Raw genomic sequence first — 14,832 nt, 5'->3', positions numbered from 1 at the left:
AAGCACAATTTCAATACATTATGTTTAACGAAATCTTTATTTTTGTAGAAAAAATATCAAGAATGAAAGTTAAAGAACAAGGGCTCTATTTGCCTGAATTTGAACACGACAATTGTGGTGCAGGATTTATTTGTAATTTGAATGGTATTAAGTCAAATGATATTATTCACAAAGCATTGGACATCTTAATAAAATTGGAACATCGTGGTGCCGTTAGTTCTGATGGAAGAACTGGAGACGGGGCTGGAATTTTATTTGATATCCCACATGCGTTCTTTAAGAAAGTATGTGACTTTGAAATCCCTGAAGCGCGTGAGTATGCAGTAGGAATGGTTTTTTTACCAAAAAGCAAAAACCAGGTTTCTTTTTGTATTAATGCATTTGAGGCTACTATTAAAGACCAAAACTTAAAAGTTTTAGGTTGGAGAGATGTACCAGTTGACGTTGAAAATTTAGGTGAAATCGCCGCAGAAAAAGAACCAACAATTAAACAAGTTTTCGTTTCTAAAAACGGACAGGATTTAACTGAACAAGAATTTAATGCAAAACTTTTTGCAGCTAGAAAAATTGCTGAACATGCCGTAAGAGGATCTAAAACCTCAGAAAGCCACATGTTTTATTTTACTAGCCTATCGACAACTACTATAATATATAAAGGTCTATTGATGCCGGAAGACATCAGCCGTTATTATATAGATTTGAAAGATCCGGACTTGGTAACTCGTTTAGCGCTTGTACACCAACGTTTCTCTACAAATACATTCCCATCTTGGGACTTAGCTCAACCGTTTAGATACATGTGTCATAATGGTGAGATCAACACACTTCGTGGAAACGTAAGCCGTATGCGTGCTCGTGAAGAGCTTATGCAGAGCAAAGTTTTTGGCGATGATATTAAAAAATTATTCCCAATTATCTTAGAAGGAAAATCAGATTCTGCTTCTATGGATATGGTGATTGAACTTTTATTAATGACTGGCCGTTCATTGCCTGAAGCGATGATGATGGTTGTTCCTGAAGCTTGGGAAAAACACCAAACAATGTCTCCAGAGAAAAGAGCTTTCTATGAGTTCAACGCTTGTATTATGGAGCCTTGGGATGGTCCTGCTTCTATTCCGTTTACAGATGGTAACGTAATTGGAGCTTTACTTGACAGGAATGGATTACGTCCGTCTCGTTATACTTTAACACATAGCGGATTCGTAATTATGTCATCTGAAATTGGTGTATTAGACATCGACCCAGAAGATGTAATCCAACATGGTCGTTTAGAGCCAGGAAAAATGTTCTTGGTTGATATGAATGAAGGTCGTATCATCGAAGACGAAGAAGTTAAAAAAGCGATCGTTACAAAACGTCCATACAAACAATGGGTTGACGAAAACTTATTACCATTGGCTAGCGTTCCTTACACAAACAACCCTACCCCTGTTGAAAAATTAGATTTCTTAACAAGACAGCGTTTGTTTGGTTATACAATTGAAGATTTAAAAACAATCATCAACCCAATGGGAAGCGACGGAGCTGAAGCGATTAGTTCTATGGGTAACGATACACCTTTGGCAGTTCTTTCAGATCAGCCTCAGTTATTGTACAATTACTTCAAACAATTGTTTGCTCAGGTTACTAACCCCCCTTTGGATGGTATTCGTGAAGAAATCATTACTGATATCAGTTTAGCAATTGGTGGCGATTTTAATATTTTCGAAATTGAATCGAAACAATGTAAAAAATTAAAAATCCAAAATCCGGTTATTTCTAATGAGGATTTGGATAAAATCAGAAATATCGATCACGCAGATTTCAAATCGGCTACAATTTCTACTTTATATAAAATAGAAAAAGGAGTTAACGGTTTAGAAAGAGCACTTGAAAAATGCGTTCAGGCAACTTTCAAAGCAGTTAATGAAGGATGCAATATTATCATTTTATCAGATAGAGGTGTAAGCGAAGAATTAGCTCCAATTCCTATGTTATTGGCTTGTTCTTACATTCACCACTCTTTGAACATTTTACAGGTTCGTTCTAAATTCGGAATCATTATCGAATCTGCTGAACCACGCGAACCTCATCATTTTGCTTTATTGTTCGGATACGGTGCAAGTGCAATCAATCCTTACATGGTAAACGAAATCATTCACGATCAAGTTGAAAAAGGCTTCATTACAAAAGTAAAAGCAGATTATGCAGTTGTAAATTACAACAAAGCGATTGCAAAAGGAATCGTAAAAATCATGAACAAAATTGGTATCTCTACTTTACATTCATACAGAGCTGCTCAGATTTTCGAGATTTTAGGTTTAAACAAAACATTTACATCTAAATACTTCCCTTACACTCCATCAAGAATTGAAGGAATTGGTTTAATGGAAGTTGAAAAAGAGGTTAAAAAACGTTTCCAAAAAGCTTTCCCAAATTCAAAAATTGCAAACTTGCTTTCTCTTGAAATTGGAGGTATTTACAGATGGAGACGTGGTGGCGAAAAACACATGTTTAACCCAACCACTATTTCTAAATTACAACAAGCGGTTCGTTTAAACAGCCCAGAAAGTTATAAAGAATACTCAAATGCCGTTAACGAGCAAAGCTCAAACTTAATGACCATTAGAGGTTTATTTGAATTCAACAACTTAGATCCAATTTCTATTGACGAAGTAGAACCTTGGACAGAAATTGTAAAGAAATTCAAAACTGGAGCAATGTCTTATGGTTCTATCAGCCAAGAAGCGCATGAGAACTTAGCAATTGCAATGAACAGAATTGGAGGAAAAAGTAACTCTGGAGAAGGTGGAGAAGATCCAAGACGTTTCCAGAAAGAAATTAACGGAGATTCTAGAAACTCTGCAATCAAACAAGTTGCATCAGGACGTTTTGGTGTTTCGATCAACTATTTGACAAACGCTAAAGAAATCCAAATCAAAATGGCTCAGGGAGCAAAACCTGGTGAAGGTGGACAGTTACCTGGAGAAAAGGTGGTTCCTTGGATTGCTGAAACTAGAAACTCTACACCTTATGTAGGTTTGATTTCACCTCCTCCTCACCACGATATTTACTCTATTGAGGATTTATCTCAATTGATTTACGATTTGAAAAACGCAAACCGTGAAGCTCGTATCAACGTGAAATTGGTTTCTGAAGTTGGAGTTGGAACTATCGCTGCCGGTGTTGCCAAAGCAAAAGCCGACGTTATCTTAATTTCTGGTTACGACGGAGGAACGGGAGCTGCACCTTTAACATCTTTACAGCACACAGGAATTCCATGGGAACTTGGTTTAGCTGAAGCTCAGCAAACACTTATCTTGAACGACTTAAGAAGCCGTGTAGTTTTAGAGTGTGACGGACAGTTGAAAACAGGACGTGACGTTGCAATCGCTGCTTTATTAGGAGCTGAAGAATTTGGTTTCGCAACTGCACCGCTTGTAGCTTCTGGATGTATCATGATGAGAGCTTGTCATTTAAATACTTGTCCAGTTGGTATTGCAACTCAGGATCCTGAATTAAGAAAGAATTTCAAAGGAACTCCAGAGCACGTAATCAACTTCATGTATTTCATTGCTGAGGAGTTAAGAGAAATCATGGCGCAGTTAGGTTTCAGAACTTTAAAAGAAATGGTAGGTCAGTCACAAAAATTAAATGTGAACAAAGCTATCAAACATTATAAAGCAAATGGTTTAGACTTGTCAACCATTCTATACAAACCGGAAAAAGCGAAAACAGAGCCAAATCATAATACAACTACTCAAGATCACCAACTTGAAAATGTATTGGATTTTGATATCATCAAAGAAGCGATTCCGTCTATCTATAGAAAAGAGAAAACAAGAGTAACCTTTAAAATTAAAAATACAGACCGTTCTGTAGGTGCGATTTTGAGTAACGAAATCTCAAAAATCTACGGCGCACAAGGATTACCTGATGACACTATTTTAGTTGATTTTGAAGGTTCTGCCGGACAAAGTTTTGGTGCTTTTGCAACAAACGGATTGTCATTTAAAATTCACGGAAACTGTAATGATTATTTAGGGAAAGGTCTTTCTGGAGGAAAATTAATTGTAAAAGTCCCTCCTACTGCAACTTTCAAACCTGAAGACAATATCATTATCGGGAACGTTGCCCTTTACGGAGCTATTACCGGAGAGGCTTATATTAATGGAATGGCCGGAGAGCGTTTCTGTGTAAGAAATTCTGGAGCAACAGCAGTTGTTGAAGGAATTGGAGATCACGGTTGCGAATACATGACCGGTGGTACAGTAGTAGTTTTAGGAAAAACAGGAAGAAACTTCGCAGCTGGTATGAGCGGTGGTGTAGCTTATGTTTACGATCCGAAAAAGAAATTCGATTCTACAGTTTGTAACATGGAAATGGTTGCATTCGATCCAATGGAAGAAGAAGACCTTACGAAACTAAGAAAACTGATCAAAAACCATTCGTTGTACACAAGCAGTCCATTAGCAAAAAGAATTTTAGCAGACTGGGAAAACCAACAACAGCACTTCGTAAAAGTAATGCCAACGGATTACAAAAAAGCATTACAAAGAATTGCAGAAGAGAAAAAAATAGAAGAATTAATAGCGGGATAAATGATTTTAGAATTCAGATTTTAGATTTTAGATTTTAGATTGAAATCAACCTCAAAGCTTTGCGAACTTAAAAACTCACAAAGAATTTTAAAAAAAGCCTTTGCGCTCTTTGCGGTAAAAAACTAGAATTTGGAATTTAATCATTTAGATTTAATTAAAATGTCATGGGTAAAATAGGCGGATTTAAAGAATATAACAGAGCCGATGAAAGTAATTTAGCAGTAGCAGAACGTGTTTCGAACTACAACGAATTTACTATTCCGGTACCAAAAGATAAATTAAAAGAACAAGGATCAAGATGTATGGACTGTGGAATTCCTTTTTGCCACAGTGGTTGTCCGTTAGGAAATTTAATTCCTGACTTCAACGACATGGTGCATCAGGAAGAATGGCAGAGCGCGTTAGAGATTTTACAATCTACTAATAACTTCCCTGAATTTACAGGACGCTTATGCCCTGCTCCATGTGAGAAATCATGTGTATTAGGAATCATCAAAGATCCGGTTTCTATCGAAAACATCGAGAAAAGCATCGTAGAAAGAGGTTTTGCTGAAGGATGGATCAAACCACAAGCGCCAAAAACAAGAACTGGAAAAACTGTTGCTGTTATTGGCTCAGGGCCTGCAGGTCTTGCAGCTGCTCAGCAATTAAACAGAGCTGGTCACACGGTTACTGTTTTTGAAAGAGACAACGCAATTGGAGGTTTATTACGTTACGGAATTCCAAATTTCAAATTAGAAAAAGGAATTATCGACCGTCGTGTAGCTATTCTTGAAGCAGAAGGAATCACTTTCAAAACTAACGTAAATGTTGGTGTTAACTTCAGCGTAGAAGAATTAAACCAATTCGATTCTATCGTTTTATGCGGAGGAGCAACTGAAAGAAGAAGCTTGCCAACTAAAGGAATCGAAAGCAAAGGTGTTGTTCAGGCAATGGATTTCTTGACGCAGCAAACTAAAGTTTTATACGGAGAATCAATTCCGGATCAAGTTAAAGCGACTGGTAAAGATGTAATCGTTATTGGTGGTGGAGATACAGGTTCTGACTGTATTGGAACTTCAAACAGACACGGAGCAAAATCGGTAACTAACTTTGAGATTTTACCAAAACCTCCAGTTGGAAGAAGCGAATCAACTCCATGGCCTTTCTGGCCGTTGCAGTTAAAAACATCTTCTTCTCACGAAGAAGGTTGCGACAGAAACTGGTTGATCAATACTAAAGAATTCATTTCTAACGATAAAGGAGAATTAACTGGATTAAAAACGGTTGAAGTACAATGGAAAATGACTCCAGGAAACAGACCAGAACTAATCGAAAAAGAAGGTTCTGAAAAAATCTGGCCTTGCGATTTAGCTTTATTGGCTCTTGGATTTACAGGTCCTGAGAAAACGTTAAGCGAGCAATTAGGGATCGAAACTGATATGAGAAGCAACTACAAAGCGCATAACTATCAGACAAACGTTCCTCACATTTTCACTGCTGGTGATATGAGAAGAGGACAATCATTAATCGTGTGGGCTATTTCAGAAGGTCGCGAAGCAGCAAGAGAAGTAGATTTATTCCTTATGGGATCTACAAACTTGCCTACTAAAGGAAAAGGAGATTTACCGAGTCTATAATTTTTTTTTAAAGATTCTAAGATACTAAGGTTCTAAGATGCTAAGTTTTTCTCTTAGGCTTTAATTAATCTTATTCCGATAAACAACATAACTACTAACAAACCCTTGAATTTATATTCAGGGGTTTTGTTTTTTTAGCCACAGATTATCATGATTAAAGGGATTTTTTTCGCCACGAATTGCACGAATTATCGCGAATTTTTATTTTCTGGCCGATTTCTATTTCAAATATAGCCCGCGGTTTCAACCACGGGCTATGTTTTAGCATTTTGCGAAAAACCAAAATTTGTGGTAATTTGTGTAATTTGTGGTACAAAACCTTCATCTTGAAGCATCACAATAAGCATTTTAATAAACTAGTTCCCGCTTTCGGCTATATCTCTCCTCCCGATAGCCATCGGGAGGAGAGGATACCGCCTCAAACGAAGTTCACTGAACACAAATTAAAATATATTTTTAGTGAAGTAATCGGGGCTAATTTCAAACATTTGGCTTCTTTTAAAAAATTTTAACAAAATCCTTTTCATCTTTATAATCATTGGCGAAAAAACTTACTATATTAGCAACTTTCAAAAAGCAGTTATAAAAATCCAAAATAAGCAACTTTTTGTTCAAAATAAAACAATTTGTTATAATTTGTTATTTTTCTACAATTAATTTGCAGTTACTCAAAAGTGTAATAACTTTGCCTAAAATGATTTAAAAAATGCAAGCAAAAGATTTACTGCAGTTAGCAGACCAATTTGGAAGTCCATTGTATGTTTACGATGCCGAAAAAATCCAATCTCAGTACAACAGATTAACTAAAGCTTTCTCTAAGGTAGAAAACTTAAGAGTTAATTACGCCATGAAGGCATTGTCTAACGTTGCGATTCTTCAGTTATTAAAGAACATGGGGTCTGGCTTAGACACTGTATCTATTCAGGAAGTTTTGTTAGGACTTCATGCTGGCTATGAACCCGAAAGAATTTTCTTTACACCAAACGGCGTTTCTCTAGAAGAAATCGAAGAAGTTGCCGCAATGGGTGTACAAATCAATATCGACAATTTATCTATTTTAGAGCAATTCGGAACAAAACATCCACACATTCCGGTATGTATTCGTATTAATCCACACGTAATGGCAGGCGGAAACGCTAACATTTCTGTTGGACATATCGATAGTAAATTCGGAATTTCTGTTCACCAGATTCCGCATATTTTGCGAATTGTTGAAAACACAAAAATGAGCATTGTCGGAATTCACATGCACACAGGATCTGATATTTTAGATATCGAAGTATTCTTGTATGCTGCTGAAATCTTGTTTGATACTGCAAAACATTTCAAAGATCTACAATTCTTAGATTTCGGAAGCGGCTTCAAAGTGCCTTACAAAAAAGACGATATCGAAACAGACATCGAAGAATTAGGTAAAAAATTATCAAAAAGATTCAACGCTTTCTGTACAGAATACGGCAGAGATTTGACACTTATTTTCGAACCAGGAAAATTCCTTGTATCTGAAGCAGGTCATTTCTTAGTAAAAGTAAACGTAGTAAAACAAACAACTTCAACAGTTTTTGCTGGAGTTGACAGTGGTTTCAATCACTTAATTCGTCCAATGTTGTACGGATCCTCACACCATATTGAAAACATCTCAAACCCAAAAGGAAAAGAGCGTTTTTACTCTGTTGTAGGATACATTTGCGAAACTGATACTTTCGCTAACAACCGTAGAATTCAAGAAATTACGGAAGGTGACATTTTATCTTTCAGAAATGCTGGAGCATATTGTTTCTCAATGTCATCCAACTACAATTCAAGATACAAACCTGCTGAAGTTTTATGGATGAACGGACAAGGAATCTTAATTCGCCAAGCTGAAACATTTGAAGATTTGTTAAAAAATCAAATTCCGTTGCCACAAGAAATTGCTGCTACGGTTTAACAATAGAAAAAAAAGGAATATCACCCTAATCCCGTTTCTTAATTGAGGCGGGATTTTTTTATGCAATTTTATCTCAAAAAATATTATATCAGGTTATAAAAGCTTTAATTTTATAAGAAATTTACTTATTAATGAATTACAGAAAATATGCTCTTATCAAAAATGAATTATCCACAGTGTTTCATTTTACAAGCAAAGGACATAAAGGAAATTTCAAAAAAGTAGTTGTTTATTCTTCTACAACAAATCCAAATGTCTATAATCTTGGTTTTGGAGATTTAAAATATGATTCTTTAAAACAGAAATACATTATAGACGATCAAGTCACAAATGATAATGGAGATATTAGAATGGTTTTAGCAACTGTAATAAAAACTGCCTATGAATTTACAAGTGTAAATCCTCATATAACCATCTTTTTTAGAGGGAGTGATACCAGAAGAACAAATACTTACAAAAGGGCAATAATGTTAAATCTAGAGGAATTATCAGAAACTTTTGATTATTTGGTGCAAGAATGATTGATAATAATAAAATCATAGATGAGCCTTTTGATTATAAAAAAGACTATGATGGTTTTTTAATTAAAAGAAAATGAAAAATATAAAAAAAATAATTAAGGCTAAAAGATCAACAATTAAAGACTCAAAAATTATTGTGGATGCATCTCTCGATAATCTTAAAAATATCGAATTTAAGTCTGGAAAACAAGATGAAATAAATAAAATTGAGTTTAAACTTAGTTTTTAATCTTAAACAAAAATATCATAAGTTCCGTTTCTTAATTGAGGCGGGATTTTTTTTGTTTAGATTTTAGATTATTTAAAAAGAACATACAACTAAGAGAAATCAAAATTCACCTGAAATTAACATAATGTTTCCATCTTGCATAAGAAAGAACGACATGAAAATTTCAACAAGCAAGACAAAAAACAAATCTTATATTTTCAACTTCTATAATCTAGACTTATAATATGAAAGACCTTTTATTATATACAATAAAAAAAGGCTCATCTTACAAAGATAAGCCTTCTGTACCTAGGGGAAGGAAAACTAAATTACCTAAGCAATATGAGAATTCCAAGCCCCTTTCTATATTTTTGTTTTAATTGTTTACTTTTACAAAGGTATAAAGAACTTACAATAATTATGCAAAATATTATCTTAAATTATCCTGTAAACAAAATTCAACGAATTTTTATTGCCAAAACTAGTGAATTACTTTATAAAGGAAGTTTAGACTCTTATAAATTGAGGCTTCATAATCCAAAATCTTTAATTGAAGAATTAGTTTCAACATGCCAATTAACTTATTTGACCAATAATGATTATTCACAGGCAACCGCTGCAGAACTGGCAAATATTTTGAATGAAAACAATGATGGACTTAAATTCTCAAAAGTAAATAGACAATATTTTTTAGAGCTATTAAAAAGTACAAAAAAAGAGAATTATTCTAGAATTGTTCAAGCTTGTAGAATTATACTTCAAGAAAATTCAAATTATCTTGAGTATTTATTTGATGAAATTGAAAACTCTTTAAATAATTTTGATGACACGCAAAGTGATGATTTAATTTATAATGAAATAAAAAAAGTACTACTACATCTGAACTATTTATTTACTGAACTCATTAACAAAGGTTATGCAAAAAATTATTTATATAATTTATTTCAAGTATTATTTATATACAAAAAAGATGCTAATTATGGATTTTCTGAAAGGTATAATGAGTGGATTACATTAAAAAATCGTCAAGCAGAGAATTTCAAAGTTTTATTTAGTATTCAAAGCCATAATTTTGAAATATCACAACTTCAAAAAATAGATCCCAACTATTTAGTTATTAATAAAAAAATAAGAAAGGAATTTAAACCTATAGTTTCTCAAAGAGTTTATGATTTCCTTGAAGATAATAAAATGTCAAAGATGATTGCCTTAAAAGTCTCTTCTCTTGATCCATTTAAAGCATTAGAGATAACAAGAGAAAAATTATCAAAAGACTTAGATTTATATCACTTAGGACACAATAGTTTAAGCATTGATATCTATGATAAAGCAGCAGTAATTGGGGAAGAAGATCCTTCTAAATCAAGAACAATTCCAGTGAATTATCAAATTGATGCTTATATCGATTATACGGAAAATTCATTTGAACGTTTACTTAATAAAATCAAAAAAATAAATTCTAATAATATAGACGCAGACTCATATGACAAAATTTTTTCTGCAATAAGATACTTAAGAACTGGAGGTGAATCTCCAGAACTTGAAACTAAACTACTAAATTATTGGATAGGTTTGGAATATATTTTTACTTCCTTTAATGCCGAAGAGAAAACTATTGATCGCATACGTAAGTACTATTCGACTTCTCATTCTTTAATATATGCAAAACGAAATTTGTTAGATTTTCACAATACTTTAAGAAGACACAATTTAGATCAATCTATTACTGATTTTGATGATTCTTTACTTTATTTAACAAAAAATAATAAATACAATGAGATTATTGCAAACACAGATAATGAACTTTTAAAATTTAGAGCCCTCTATTTCCAAAAATGGGTACAAGATCCGAGTAATATTAGTACCGCAATAAGAAAGCACTCTGAGAATATTCGTTGGAATTTAACTAGATTATACAGAATTAGAAATGAAATTGTTCATAATGCGGCAATAAAAAATAATATTCACGTAAATATTTCTCACATGAAATACTACCTTACTTTTATTTTAAACTCAATTTTAGATTTTATGTCTAATGACGCTATAGATATGGATGGAGATAATAAAATCACGATTGATGATTTTTTTATTGCCCAAGATATAATGTTTGGATCATTAAGATCACAGAAATTAGAAGAGTATTTAAAAGTTAGATTACCTAGACAAATACTTCACTAATCTAGTAGATATGTCAATAAATATAATAATCAAAAAAAACATAACCTCCTACTAGCGAGAAAGAGACGCTCGCGTTAACAAGCAAAAAGAAAATATTTTTTATAAGTTGCCTCCAGTTTTAACTGAAGGAATATGTCAAAATGAAAAAAAGGCTTTAGCCAAATTGTGAATAATTTGGCTAAAGCCTTAAACTTCTTTATCATTTTCTCATCCAGCTAAAGCTGGACGCAATTAAATTTTCTTTTTCCCTTCAATATTCGGTAAAAACCCAGTAATAATCCCAATCAACGGCAGAAACGCACAAATTTTAAAAACATATTCTATACTCGTTGCATCGGCTATTTTACCTAAAACTGCAGAGCCTAAACCTCCCATTCCAAAAGCAAAACCAAAGAAAAGACCGGCTACTAAACCAACTTTTCCTGGCAATAATTCGGTTGCGTAAACTAGAATTGCGGAGAATGCCGAAGAAAGAATCAATCCGATAATTACAGATAAAGTTCCGACCCAAAATAAATCCACATAAGGTAGCATCAAAGTAAATGGCGCAACTCCAAGAATTGAAACCCAGATTACATATTTTCTTCCAAAACGATCTCCAATTGGTCCGCCAATCAAAGTTCCTGCTGCGACAGCACCTGAAAATAAAAACAAATAAACCTGAGATTGCTGAATCGAAATGTGAAATTTATCAATCAAAAAGAACGTATAATAACTCGTAATACTGCTCATGTAAAAGTATTTAGAGAAAATCAAAACCAATAAAATAACCAGCGAAGCAATTACTCTGTTTTTAGACAAATGATGGGTTTCGATTTTATGCGCGGCTTTATTGGCATTTCTTTCAGATAAATGTTCCGTGTACCAAAGCGCGATTTTATACAAAGCAAAAATTCCGACTAAAGCGATAATACAAAACCAAGCCACATAACTTTGTCCATGCGGAATGATTATAAACGCTGCTAATAAAGGTCCGATTGCGCTTCCGGCATTTCCTCCTAATTGAAAAATCGACTGCGCCAATCCTTTTTTTCCGCCAGAAGCCAAATGCGCCACTCTCGAAGATTCCGGATGAAAAATCGAAGATCCTATTCCGATTAAACTGACTGACAGCAATAAGAAAGTAAAACTTGTTGCAATGGAAACCAGAAATAATCCGGTCATGGTGAAACACATTCCGACAATCAATGAATAAGGTTTAGAATTTTTATCCGTATACATTCCGACGAACGGTTGTAAAATAGACGCCACGATTTGATAGGCAAAAGTGATAATTCCGATTTGAGTAAAACTCAGTCCGAAATTCTCTTTTATTAAAGGATAAATTGACGGAACAACAGCTTGTAAAAGGTCATTTATCAAATGCGAAAAACTGATTATAAAAAGTATTGAATACGTTGTTTTTTTAATTACTTCTGGTTGTACTTTAACGGTTTCCATGAGTTGTTTTTAGGTTAATCTTGATTTTAAAAATAACAGCTGTATTATTTTTTTACAAAATTGAAACAAATTAAAATGTCAAAATTGCTATATTTGGACAATGAATAATCAGATTCGGACATATAGAATGGCACAGGATTATGGATATCAAGTGAATCCATTAATTCCTGTTATTGGTTATACTGAAATGGTTAACAACGAAATGTGCATTTCGCACTCTCATCCTCGCGGGCAATTGATTTATGCTACTCGTGGCGTAATGAACGTTGTCGTTGGAAATCATATTTGGGTTGTGAATCCGTTACAAGGGTTGTGGCTTCCGGGCGGTGTCGAGCATCAGGTTACTTTTCAGAAAGATGTTAATTATTACAGCGTTTTTATTGATCCGTCAGCTATAGAAGGATTGCCAACAAATAGTTTTTCTTTTGATATTCCAATGTTTTTAAAACAGTTGGTTTTCAAAATTATTTCTTTTGGAACTGATGGAAACCTCACTGCTTCACAACGCCGAATTATTGCCGTTTTCCTAGATGAACTTGCATTGATTGAACCAAGTGCTACTTTTTTGCCCACGACAAATAATGAAAGACTGCAAAAAGTCGTTGAACTTTTAATGAGCGATGTCGCAAGCAAACACACGATTGATCATTATGCCGAACTTTCGTTTATGAGCAGTCGTACTTTATCGCGCTTATTTATTAAAGAATTAGGAATGAATTTTAGTGATTGGCGCACGCGTTTAAAATTGCTTGAAGCGATTAAACGTTTGGGTGAAAAACAATCGATAAAAGAAATCGCTTTAGATTTAGGTTATGAAACTGCCAGCGCTTTTATTTTTATGTTCAAAAAACATTTAGGAAAAACGCCTTCGAATTATATTTTAGAAGATGAAAATGATACGGATAAAATATCGGCGTAAAGTTTGCATCTTTAAAGCAACTTCAAAAATGAAATAAAATAACTGTTAAATAGTAATAAATAAAACTGAACCGAATTAAAAGAATTAAATATGAAAATCAAAAATTTAATTCCAAAAGATAAATTTGATTTTGAAACAGTTGAAAAACTAAAAGGTCTTTCTTTTGATCAAATTGAACCAATTATTCCAAATTTACTTGAATGGTTGCAAGATATGAACTGGCCAATTAGTAAATCAATTGCAGAACTTTTAATTCCGCACACGGAAAAGATTTCGCTTGAAATATTGAAAATCTTACAAAGTGAAGATCAAGTTTGGAAATATTGGATTCTTCTGACCTTTGGAGAAATTATTAAAAATGAAATCGTATGGAATGAAATTAAAAGAATTTCACGAAATCCAACAAAAGATGAAGTCGACGAAGAAGTTTTTGAAATTGCTAAAGAGATAATTAACAAAAATCTCATTTAGTTCTTTACAAAAATCCTATTTTAGCTTAGCAAACCCAAATCTCAAATCATGAAAATTACAATTTCCCTATCAGCACTATTTTTATTGCTTTCAATCAATTCATTCAGTCAAACTATCGCTGATTTAAAATTAAAGCCAAAAGAAATTCCGAAAGCCTATACTTTCAACGACGGTAATATTTGCATCACGCCACAAGCCTGCACTTTTTATAATGATATTGAAACCTACAGCAATATTGTTGGAACTGTAAAAAGCAAAGCGATTCAGAATTTTAGAAGCAAAGGCGATCGTGGTTCGATTATGTATTTTGAATTTGATCATGTTTTTAAAGGAGATCGTTTTCTTCAAGGATTACTTTGGGGAAAAGACGGTCAGCCAACTGATGAACATCCAGAAGAATATGTTGTAAAAGGAAAATTTCTAATCATTTGGAGTTTCAAACCTGATAGCGTTTTAAAAGAAAAATCAGAAGAAAAAATAGAAAAACTATTGCCATAAAACATCGAAGAACATCTAAAGAGTGAATTAACTTCATTTAGAATTCATCTTTTCGAATTACTTTTGCAATTGCAAAACTTCATCTTAAATAATAAAAAATGAAACCACAAATACGAATTCTTTCTTATTCAATACTTTTCTTTTTATATCTAATTTCAACACCGATTATTTTAAAGATAGGTGAAAAATTAGAAACTGATCCTTTTATAACGTTAGGATTCGGTTATGCGGTTTTCAATATTATTTATGCTTTTGTGGCTTTAAAATGGAAACCTATATTAAATGTAATCTACGCTATAGCGATTGCAACATTGGCACTTTTTCTGGCTTTGAAGTTTACAAACTTGCATTTGCTTTTTGAGTATGACCCGTATCAGGTTAAAACGGCTATACTTGCAAATGCTGTTTTTGCTGTTATCTTTTGGGAGATTATTTATCAGATTAAAAACAAATTTTCATAACTAAAAA

General features: G+C 33.4%; 11 protein-coding genes. 10 read left to right on the top strand and 1 reads right to left on the bottom strand.

Annotated elements, in window-relative coordinates; all coding sequences use genetic code 11:
- Positions 1-62: 62 nt before the first annotated feature.
- The 6 genes from gltB (at position 63) to EYY60_RS06020 (ending at position 11,036) form a co-directional block, all read left to right on the top strand.
- Positions 63-4,580 (top strand): glutamate synthase large subunit, encoded by a 4,518-nt coding sequence (gene gltB / locus EYY60_RS06040; RefSeq protein WP_132988636.1) that lies wholly within the window; start codon positions 63-65, stop codon positions 4,578-4,580.
- A 164-nt stretch (positions 4,581-4,744) separates the two neighbouring features.
- Positions 4,745-6,199 (top strand): glutamate synthase subunit beta, encoded by a 1,455-nt coding sequence (locus tag EYY60_RS06035; RefSeq protein WP_132988491.1) that lies wholly within the window; start codon positions 4,745-4,747, stop codon positions 6,197-6,199.
- Positions 6,200-6,905: 706 nt separating this feature from the next.
- A complete protein-coding gene (lysA, locus tag EYY60_RS06030; RefSeq protein WP_132988490.1) occupies positions 6,906-8,129 on the top strand; it encodes a diaminopimelate decarboxylase in 1,224 nt (407 codons plus the stop codon).
- Between the two features lie 131 nt (positions 8,130-8,260).
- Entirely contained in the window at positions 8,261-8,650 is a 390-nt protein-coding gene (locus EYY60_RS06025; RefSeq protein WP_132988489.1) for a DUF6934 family protein, read from the top strand.
- Positions 8,651-8,723: 73 nt separating this feature from the next.
- Complete coding sequence (locus tag EYY60_RS22255) at positions 8,724-8,879, top strand: hypothetical protein (RefSeq protein WP_162847853.1); 156 nt, start codon at positions 8,724-8,726, stop codon at positions 8,877-8,879.
- Between the two features lie 399 nt (positions 8,880-9,278).
- Positions 9,279-11,036, top strand: a complete 1,758-nt coding sequence (locus tag EYY60_RS06020; RefSeq protein WP_132988488.1) for a hypothetical protein — start codon at positions 9,279-9,281, stop codon at positions 11,034-11,036.
- 231 nt (positions 11,037-11,267) lie between these two features.
- On the opposite strand, the gene EYY60_RS06015 is transcribed toward EYY60_RS06020, so the two are convergent.
- Complete coding sequence (locus EYY60_RS06015; RefSeq protein WP_132988487.1) at positions 11,268-12,476, bottom strand: MFS transporter; 1,209 nt, start codon at positions 12,474-12,476, stop codon at positions 11,268-11,270.
- 100 nt (positions 12,477-12,576) lie between these two features.
- Between EYY60_RS06015 and EYY60_RS06010 the strand changes: the two genes are divergently transcribed.
- From EYY60_RS06010 to EYY60_RS05995, 4 genes are all read left to right on the top strand, one after another.
- Entirely contained in the window at positions 12,577-13,395 is an 819-nt protein-coding gene (locus tag EYY60_RS06010) for an AraC family transcriptional regulator (protein WP_132988486.1), read from the top strand.
- A 90-nt stretch (positions 13,396-13,485) separates the two neighbouring features.
- The gene (locus EYY60_RS06005) at positions 13,486-13,866 is read left to right on the top strand and encodes a DUF5071 domain-containing protein (RefSeq protein ID WP_132988485.1); all 381 of its coding nucleotides are present in this window, start codon (positions 13,486-13,488) and stop codon (positions 13,864-13,866) included.
- Between the two features lie 48 nt (positions 13,867-13,914).
- Positions 13,915-14,364, top strand: a complete 450-nt coding sequence (locus EYY60_RS06000) for a hypothetical protein (RefSeq protein ID WP_132988484.1) — start codon at positions 13,915-13,917, stop codon at positions 14,362-14,364.
- A 98-nt stretch (positions 14,365-14,462) separates the two neighbouring features.
- A complete protein-coding gene (locus EYY60_RS05995) occupies positions 14,463-14,825 on the top strand; it encodes a hypothetical protein (protein ID WP_132988483.1) in 363 nt (120 codons plus the stop codon).
- The last annotated feature ends 7 nt before the right edge of the window (positions 14,826-14,832 follow it).

It is taken from the genome of Flavobacterium zhairuonense, from assembly GCF_004352915.1.
Classification (GTDB): domain Bacteria; phylum Bacteroidota; class Bacteroidia; order Flavobacteriales; family Flavobacteriaceae; genus Flavobacterium; species Flavobacterium zhairuonense.
Note: the sequence above shows the minus strand (reverse complement) of the source record. Positions and strands in the feature narration are given on the sequence as shown.

Coding starts and splice junctions, on each gene's coding strand:
- EYY60_RS06010 (WP_132988486.1), top strand. CDS start 12,577: ATGAATAATCAGATTCGGACATATAGAATGGCACAGGATTATGGATAT.
- EYY60_RS22255 (WP_162847853.1), top strand. CDS start 8,724: ATGAAAAATATAAAAAAAATAATTAAGGCTAAAAGATCAACAATTAAA.
- EYY60_RS06015 (WP_132988487.1), bottom strand. CDS start 12,476: ATGGAAACCGTTAAAGTACAACCAGAAGTAATTAAAAAAACAACGTAT.
- lysA (WP_132988490.1), top strand. CDS start 6,906: ATGCAAGCAAAAGATTTACTGCAGTTAGCAGACCAATTTGGAAGTCCA.
- EYY60_RS06025 (WP_132988489.1), top strand. CDS start 8,261: ATGAATTACAGAAAATATGCTCTTATCAAAAATGAATTATCCACAGTG.
- EYY60_RS06020 (WP_132988488.1), top strand. CDS start 9,279: ATGCAAAATATTATCTTAAATTATCCTGTAAACAAAATTCAACGAATT.
- EYY60_RS06005 (WP_132988485.1), top strand. CDS start 13,486: ATGAAAATCAAAAATTTAATTCCAAAAGATAAATTTGATTTTGAAACA.
- gltB (WP_132988636.1), top strand. CDS start 63: ATGAAAGTTAAAGAACAAGGGCTCTATTTGCCTGAATTTGAACACGAC.
- EYY60_RS06035 (WP_132988491.1), top strand. CDS start 4,745: ATGGGTAAAATAGGCGGATTTAAAGAATATAACAGAGCCGATGAAAGT.
- EYY60_RS06000 (WP_132988484.1), top strand. CDS start 13,915: ATGAAAATTACAATTTCCCTATCAGCACTATTTTTATTGCTTTCAATC.
- EYY60_RS05995 (WP_132988483.1), top strand. CDS start 14,463: ATGAAACCACAAATACGAATTCTTTCTTATTCAATACTTTTCTTTTTA.